The organism is Pseudoalteromonas sp. MIP2626 (genome assembly GCF_013414205.1).
In the GTDB taxonomy this organism is placed as follows: Bacteria; Pseudomonadota; Gammaproteobacteria; order Enterobacterales; family Alteromonadaceae; genus Pseudoalteromonas; species Pseudoalteromonas nigrifaciens.
In genome coordinates this window covers 1-6,556 of record NZ_JAATTW010000086.1, presented here as the reverse complement: position 1 = coordinate 6,556, position 6,556 = coordinate 1, and the positions used below count along the sequence as shown (strand labels likewise).

Here is a 6,556-nt window from a genome sequence, read left to right as displayed (position 1 = left end):
GCGTTGAAATTGTACTGGTTTGGTGTGAACACCGATTCCGGAAAATCAGTCAAAAGTGTTCACGATAAAACCGGAATGAGCGTTCACGCTAAAACCAGAACGGGTGTTCACGATGGGCCGGAATCACTGTTCACGATGCTCCGGAATATGCAGTAACCATAATGCATGTACGGCAAGGTGAAGCTAAAGGTTTAGGCCATGCTGTATTGTGCGCAAAGCCTATTATAGGTAATGACGATTTTGTGGTGGTACTGTATGAATGATGAACCAAGCGAGTAATTGCCGCTAGATACATGATTTATTACTGTACTGAAGTCTAAAATGCCCACCTAAGTATATAGAACAGGGTGATCTTTAGAACAGGGTATATTATTTTTTACCAGCCCTTTTATATTTAAACCTGTCCTTTAATTAGTCATTTACATGTGGACTGCATCAGGTATAATTTTGCGCTCATTTAGTTTGATGTTGTATATACTGCAATTGATTTAATGTGCAGATAGCTATGGAAAGCGAGTATTATTACCAGTAAACCTCGAAATAAATCGGAGTATCCCGTAATAAATAAAAAAAATACACTTCTCCAAAGCCAGTCACAAAAATCAATTCTCAGTGCTGTAACGCAAGGTAAAAGCGACGAGCCAAAACAAAAAATACAATAACCTTTATGCAATTTGTAATTGTAGTTTTAATCTCGCTTATAAATATCAAAATTTAAGCGGCATCAGTACGTAGGAACTGCAACCTAGGGGCGGAAGCGTGCCCTAAGGGCTAGACAAGCAAATAGTTTTGCTTGTCTAGCTGGAGCGAGAGGAGCTCTGCGACGAACTGAAACGTGGAGCGTGTCTGAAGAACTATATAAATAAAGTTTTTCCTCTAAGCTGGGGCAAGCGTTACTGATATGGCAGAAGGTAGTAAGTTAAAGGCTATATAACCTTGAGTCTAGAACCTATCTTTTTTTTTATATCCATGCTTTAATTACTGCGCAAAATAAGTACCCATCGAGTGTGATGGACAATTATAATATTTAAAAAACACTGGGATTCTGCACAATGGCGTTACGCTGTAAATCACTCATTACCTCTTTCGCATTTTTAGCAATGACAGGCTGTACAATAATACCTGGCAGCCATTACGAAGGCATTGAATCTAACGAGAAAACACAAAATTTAGAGCAAGAGCTCGAAAAAGTTAATATTCAACTAATAGATTCAGCGCTAATCGCTCAGCAAAAACAATTACAGCCAAAAATTAAAGCGCCATCAAGCCTAACCAGTATTGATACCAGTAATTACGAATATAAATTAGGTGTTGGTGATGTAATAACAATAGGGGTGTGGGATCACCCTGAGCTTACAATACCCGCTGGAACTCAACGTACTGCTGAGTTTGATGGTTTTAGGGTACAAGAAAATGGTACAATTACTTTTGCATATGCACCTAATGTGCAAGCCGCAGGTAAAACTATTCCACAAGTACGTAAAGAGTTAGTAACGCGTTTAAGCCGTGTAATCGAAGAACCGCAAGTTGACGTGAAAATTGTTGCCTTTAAAAGCCAGAAAGCTTATGTAACCGGTGAAGTAAAGCAGCCTGGCGTATACCCAATTACTGAAACACCACTAACACTTATAGATGCGCTAAACCAAGCGGGTGGTTTAAGTAATGCTGCTGATTGGCGCACGGTTACATACATACATGATGGAAAAACCGAAACCATTAAATTAGATAATTTTTATACTCAAGGAGATATTTCACAAAATCGTTTATTGCGGCATGGTGATATTGTGCATGTGAATCGAAATGATAAACAAAGTGTGTATGTATTGGGTGAGGTGAAAAGAGCTGGCTTAGTTAAGTTAAACCGTTATGGTTTGAGTTTAGCTGACGCATTAAGTAGTTCAGGTGGATTAAACGAAAATACATCTGATGCTAATGGTGTATTTGTATTACGCAAGCGCAATTTAGAGCGCGACGGTATACTCGCAGATATTTATCAATTACATGCAAAGAATATAACCGCTTTAGTTTTAGCAGAGCAGTTTGAGCTACAGCCGCAGGATATTGTTTATGTCACTTCAGCTCCGCTTGCTCGTTGGAATAAAGTGCTTAGCTTATTATTGCCAAGTGTTCAGGCGGTAGATGTTATAGATACAAGTGTTACGGCAGTTAACTAAGAGAGGCATTAATATGTTTGATTCTATCTTAGTGGTGTGTGCAGGTAATATTTGCCGCAGTCCTACAGCTGAATATGTATTAAAAAGTAAATTAGCAAATAAAAACATTGCAGTGTCATCAGCTGGTTTAACCGCACTTGAAGGTAAATCGGCAGATAGCATAGCTAAACAAGTTGCCGAGCCATATGGTATTAACATGGATAACCACCAAGGAAGGCAATTAAACTCACAATTGATTGCACAAAATAGTGTGATATTAGTGATGGAAAACCGTCACCTTACCGACCTATTTAGCCGTTACCCTGAAGCCCGCGGTAAAACATTTCTATTAGGAAAGTGGATTGACGATAAAGAAATTCCTGATCCTTACCGTAAAAGTATTGAAGCGTTCGAACACGTTTACACATTAATTGACAGCGCATGCAGCGCTTGGCAAAAGTATTTATAAGGAATGGCTAATTAATGAATTCTCAGCCAAGTACAACTCAAGCAAATAAACAAACTGAAAATGTACAAGATATAGATTTAATGGTATTTGTAGGCGCCATAGTTGACCGGAAGTTTTTAGTACTAAGCGTTACAATAATATTCATGCTTATGGGGATTGTTTACGCAAAATACTCGACACCTATTTATCAAGTTAACTCAATTTTGCAGGTAGAAAGCTCAGGCTCAAATGTACCGGGATTAGCAGACGTTGGTGGTATGTTTGAATCGTCGAGTAACTCAACTGCAGAGATTGAATTACTAAAATCGCGAAGCATAATAGGTGAGGCAGTAGATAGACTTCAGCTTGATGTAGTTGCTACCCCTAAATTTTTTCCTTACATTGGAGAAAATGCATACAACTCTTTTTCAGCAATTAAACCAAATCAATTAGCAGAACCTAAATATGGTGCAGATAGTTATGCTTGGGGAGGAGAGACTATAGATGTGTTTAGGTTTAAAGTACCTAAATCGGCTATAGGCAAAACTTTTATTTTAAAAGCGACTGATGACGATACTGTGGCTTTATTAAATAGCAATGAAGAGCAAATACTAAAAGGTAATGTAGGCGAGGAGCTAACCAATGGTAATTTTACGCTAACAGTAAAGAGTATTAATGCGCGGCCAGGTACTGAATTTTTAATTGTTCGCAAAAATCGCCATAGCACAATTTTGGCTTTACAAAACAGTTTAATAGCGAGTGAGCTAGGTAAAAGTACGGGTATAATCGCCCTTGAAATGTTACATAAATCACCTGGTTATGCTCAGCAAGTAATAAATAAGATTGCACAAATTTATGTACGCCGAAATGTTGAGCGTAATAGTGAAGAAGCGCAAAGTTCACTAGACTTTTTAAAAGTACAACTCCCAGAGATAAAAAAACAGCTTGAAGCTGCAGAAGCTAAGTACAATAATTACAAAATTAAACAACAGTCTGTTGATATAAGCTTAGAAACACAATCAGTACTCGATCGCGTTGTAACGCTAGATACGAAGTTACAAGATCTAGACCTGCAGCGTTTAGAGTTAAGTCGAAAGTTTAAAAGTGAACATCCACTTTACCAAGGCTTAGTTGAAAAAATAAACGAGATGAAAAAGCAAAAAGAGCAGCTTGTACAAGAAGTTGGCAATTTACCAGCGACTCAGCAGCAGCTATTGAGTCTTAGGCGCGACGTAGAGGTAAATAATCAAATTTATATGCTGCTTTTAAGCAAGGCTCAAGAGCTTGACATAGTTCGCGCAGGAACTGTGGGTAACGTACGCATAATAGACTCAGCAGAGTTAAACTCAACAGGCCCAATAAAGCCTAAAAAGCCATTAATCGTAGTGATTGCAACAATTTTAGGTGCGTTGCTGTCAATAACTATAGTAATTATACAAAAAGCACTTCATAAAGGTGTTGAAGACCCAAGCGAAATAGAGGCACTAGGGTTGCCTGTATATGCAAGCGTTCCCTATTCGGAGTATCAAGATAAATTAACCGGTTTTGCTAAAGAGCGTAAAAGTAAAGCAGATAAAGCTAAAAACATACTCGCAGTTGATAACCCAGCTGACCTTTCAATTGAAGCATTACGCAGCTTACGTACCAGCCTGCATTTTGCGATGATGGAAGCTAAAAATAATATCATAGCTATATCGGGCCCAAGCCCCGGTGTGGGTAAGTCGTTCATATCGGTTAATTTAGCAGTAGTACTAGCGCAAAGTGGTAAAAAAGTACTTATTATTGATGCCGATATGCGTAAAGGCTACTTGCAAACGCCGTTTGGTTTAAAGTGGAATAATGGTTTAAGTGATTACTTATCAGGGCATTTGAATCTAGAGCAAGTTATTAAGCCAACCAGAGTTGAAAACTTAAATGTAATCACGCGAGGGCAAATACCACCAAACCCTTCTGAGTTATTAATGCATAGTAACTTTAGTAAACTGGTTGAAGAGATTAGCGTAGCTTACGATATAGTAATTATTGATACCCCACCAATACTTGCAGTAACCGACTCTGCAATAGTAAGCGCTCATGTTGGTACAACGTTATTAGTTGCACGTTTTGGCCAAAACCATTTACGAGAGATAGAACTAACCCGCAATTGCTTTGAGCAAAATGGTATAGATGTAAGAGGTGTTGTATTTAATGGCGTTGTTAAAAAAGCGAGTAACGCTTATGGCTATTACGGTTACTATAATTATGAGTATAAGAGTGATGCATAAATATAAGGTGAAAGTCGTAAGTTATTTTAACTTTGAAGCTCATAGATAAGTGCGGTTTTATACCGCGCTAAAATCTTAAATTATGCGGTTTTCTCAGGAAATAGGGTCAATACGAGGGAAATTACAATGTTACGCGCTTTAACTTGAAACTGATTAACCTAGAACTAAAAGTAAAGGTAATGTGATTAACGTTACTTTGATAGTATTTTAAAATTAAACAAAAGAGATTATTAAAATGCACGACTTATTAACGGGCCTAAAAATTGGCATTATAGGTTTAGGTTATGTAGGCCTTCCTTTGGCAGTTGAGTTTGGTAAAAAATACCCAGTAACAGGCTTCGATATTAATCAAGGTCGAATTGCACAGTTACGAGCCGGCCACGACTCTACACTTGAAGTTAGCGATGAAGAACTTAAAGATTCTCCACAGCTTAATTTCTCTTATACAGTATCAGATCTTGAAAGCTGTAATGTATACATTGTTACCGTGCCAACGCCAATTGATGAGCATAAACAACCTGATTTAACACCACTTATTAAAGCCAGTGAAATGCTGGGTAAAGTGGTTAAAAAAGGCGACATAATAATTTATGAATCAACAGTATATCCAGGTGCAACCGAAGAAGCATGTTTACCGGTAGTAGAGCAGGTATCTGGACTTGTATTTAATAAAGACTTTTTTGCCGGCTACTCCCCAGAGCGTATAAACCCAGGTGATAAAGAGCACCGCGTAACTAACATATTAAAAGTAACGTCAGGCTCGAATCTAGAAATAGCTGAAAAAGTTGATCAACTTTATAAATCAGTAATTACGGCCGGCACACATAAAGCAAGTTCTATTAGAGTGGCCGAAGCTGCAAAGGTAATTGAGAACACACAGCGTGATGTAAATATTGCTTTAATTAATGAGCTATCGATTATTTTTAATAAACTAGGTATCGATACGCTCGAAGTATTAGAAGCAGCCGGTACTAAATGGAACTTCCTACCATTTCGTCCAGGATTAGTTGGCGGGCATTGTATCGGTGTTGATCCATATTACTTAACACATAAAGCACAAAGTGTAGGTTACCACCCAGAGATGATTTTAGCTGGCCGTCGTTTAAACGATGGTATGGGTAAGCATGTAGTATCAGAACTGGTTAAAAATATGCTTAAAAAGCGTATTCATGTAGATGGCGCAAACGTACTTATAATGGGCTTAACCTTTAAAGAAAACTGCCCAGATTTACGTAATACAAAAGTAGTCGATATAGTCAGCGAGCTTAAAGAATACAATATTAACGTAGATATTGTAGACCCATGGTGTTCAAACGATGAAGCACAGCATGAATACGATTTAGCGATAACTGCAGAGTATAAAAAAGATAATTATGACGCAATAGTTCTTGCTGTAGGTCATAACCAGTTTAAAGAAATGGGCGCAGCACAAATACGAGCGCTAGGTAAAGCGCAGCATGTTCTCTATGACCTAAAATATGTACTACCTAAGCAAGACGTAGACATGCGTTTATAAAAACATAGGTACTAGGTGCTAGGAAGTTAAAGGTACTAGGGATAATAATAAACCTAGAAAGTGTTTGAATATAAAGTAGATGTCTCAATACTTTTTGAAGAACCTAGAACCTAGAACCTAGAACCTAGAACCTAGAACCTAGAACCTAGAACCTAGAACCTAGAACCTAGAACCT

General features: G+C 37.9%; 4 protein-coding genes and 1 pseudogene. All 5 read left to right on the top strand.

The window, feature by feature from the left end:
• Positions 1-152: 152 nt before the first annotated feature.
• Positions 153-254: pseudogene (locus HC000_RS17900) on the top strand (UTP--glucose-1-phosphate uridylyltransferase); the annotation flags it as partial.
• Between the two features lie 798 nt (positions 255-1,052).
• Complete coding sequence (locus tag HC000_RS17895; RefSeq protein WP_179808360.1) at positions 1,053-2,174, top strand: polysaccharide export protein; 1,122 nt, start codon at positions 1,053-1,055, stop codon at positions 2,172-2,174.
• A 13-nt stretch (positions 2,175-2,187) separates the two neighbouring features.
• Positions 2,188-2,622, top strand: coding sequence for a low molecular weight protein-tyrosine-phosphatase (locus HC000_RS17890; RefSeq protein ID WP_179808359.1), 435 nt, complete (start codon positions 2,188-2,190; stop codon positions 2,620-2,622).
• A 14-nt stretch (positions 2,623-2,636) separates the two neighbouring features.
• Complete coding sequence (locus HC000_RS17885) at positions 2,637-4,865, top strand: polysaccharide biosynthesis tyrosine autokinase (RefSeq protein WP_179808358.1); 2,229 nt, start codon at positions 2,637-2,639, stop codon at positions 4,863-4,865.
• Positions 4,866-5,100: 235 nt separating this feature from the next.
• The gene (gene tviB / locus HC000_RS17880) at positions 5,101-6,381 is read left to right on the top strand and encodes a Vi polysaccharide biosynthesis UDP-N-acetylglucosamine C-6 dehydrogenase TviB (RefSeq protein ID WP_179808357.1); all 1,281 of its coding nucleotides are present in this window, start codon (positions 5,101-5,103) and stop codon (positions 6,379-6,381) included.
• Positions 6,382-6,556: the final 175 nt, after the last annotated feature.

Coding starts and splice junctions, on each gene's coding strand:
- HC000_RS17895 (WP_179808360.1), top strand. CDS start 1,053: ATGGCGTTACGCTGTAAATCACTCATTACCTCTTTCGCATTTTTAGCA.
- HC000_RS17890 (WP_179808359.1), top strand. CDS start 2,188: ATGTTTGATTCTATCTTAGTGGTGTGTGCAGGTAATATTTGCCGCAGT.
- HC000_RS17885 (WP_179808358.1), top strand. CDS start 2,637: ATGAATTCTCAGCCAAGTACAACTCAAGCAAATAAACAAACTGAAAAT.
- tviB (WP_179808357.1), top strand. CDS start 5,101: ATGCACGACTTATTAACGGGCCTAAAAATTGGCATTATAGGTTTAGGT.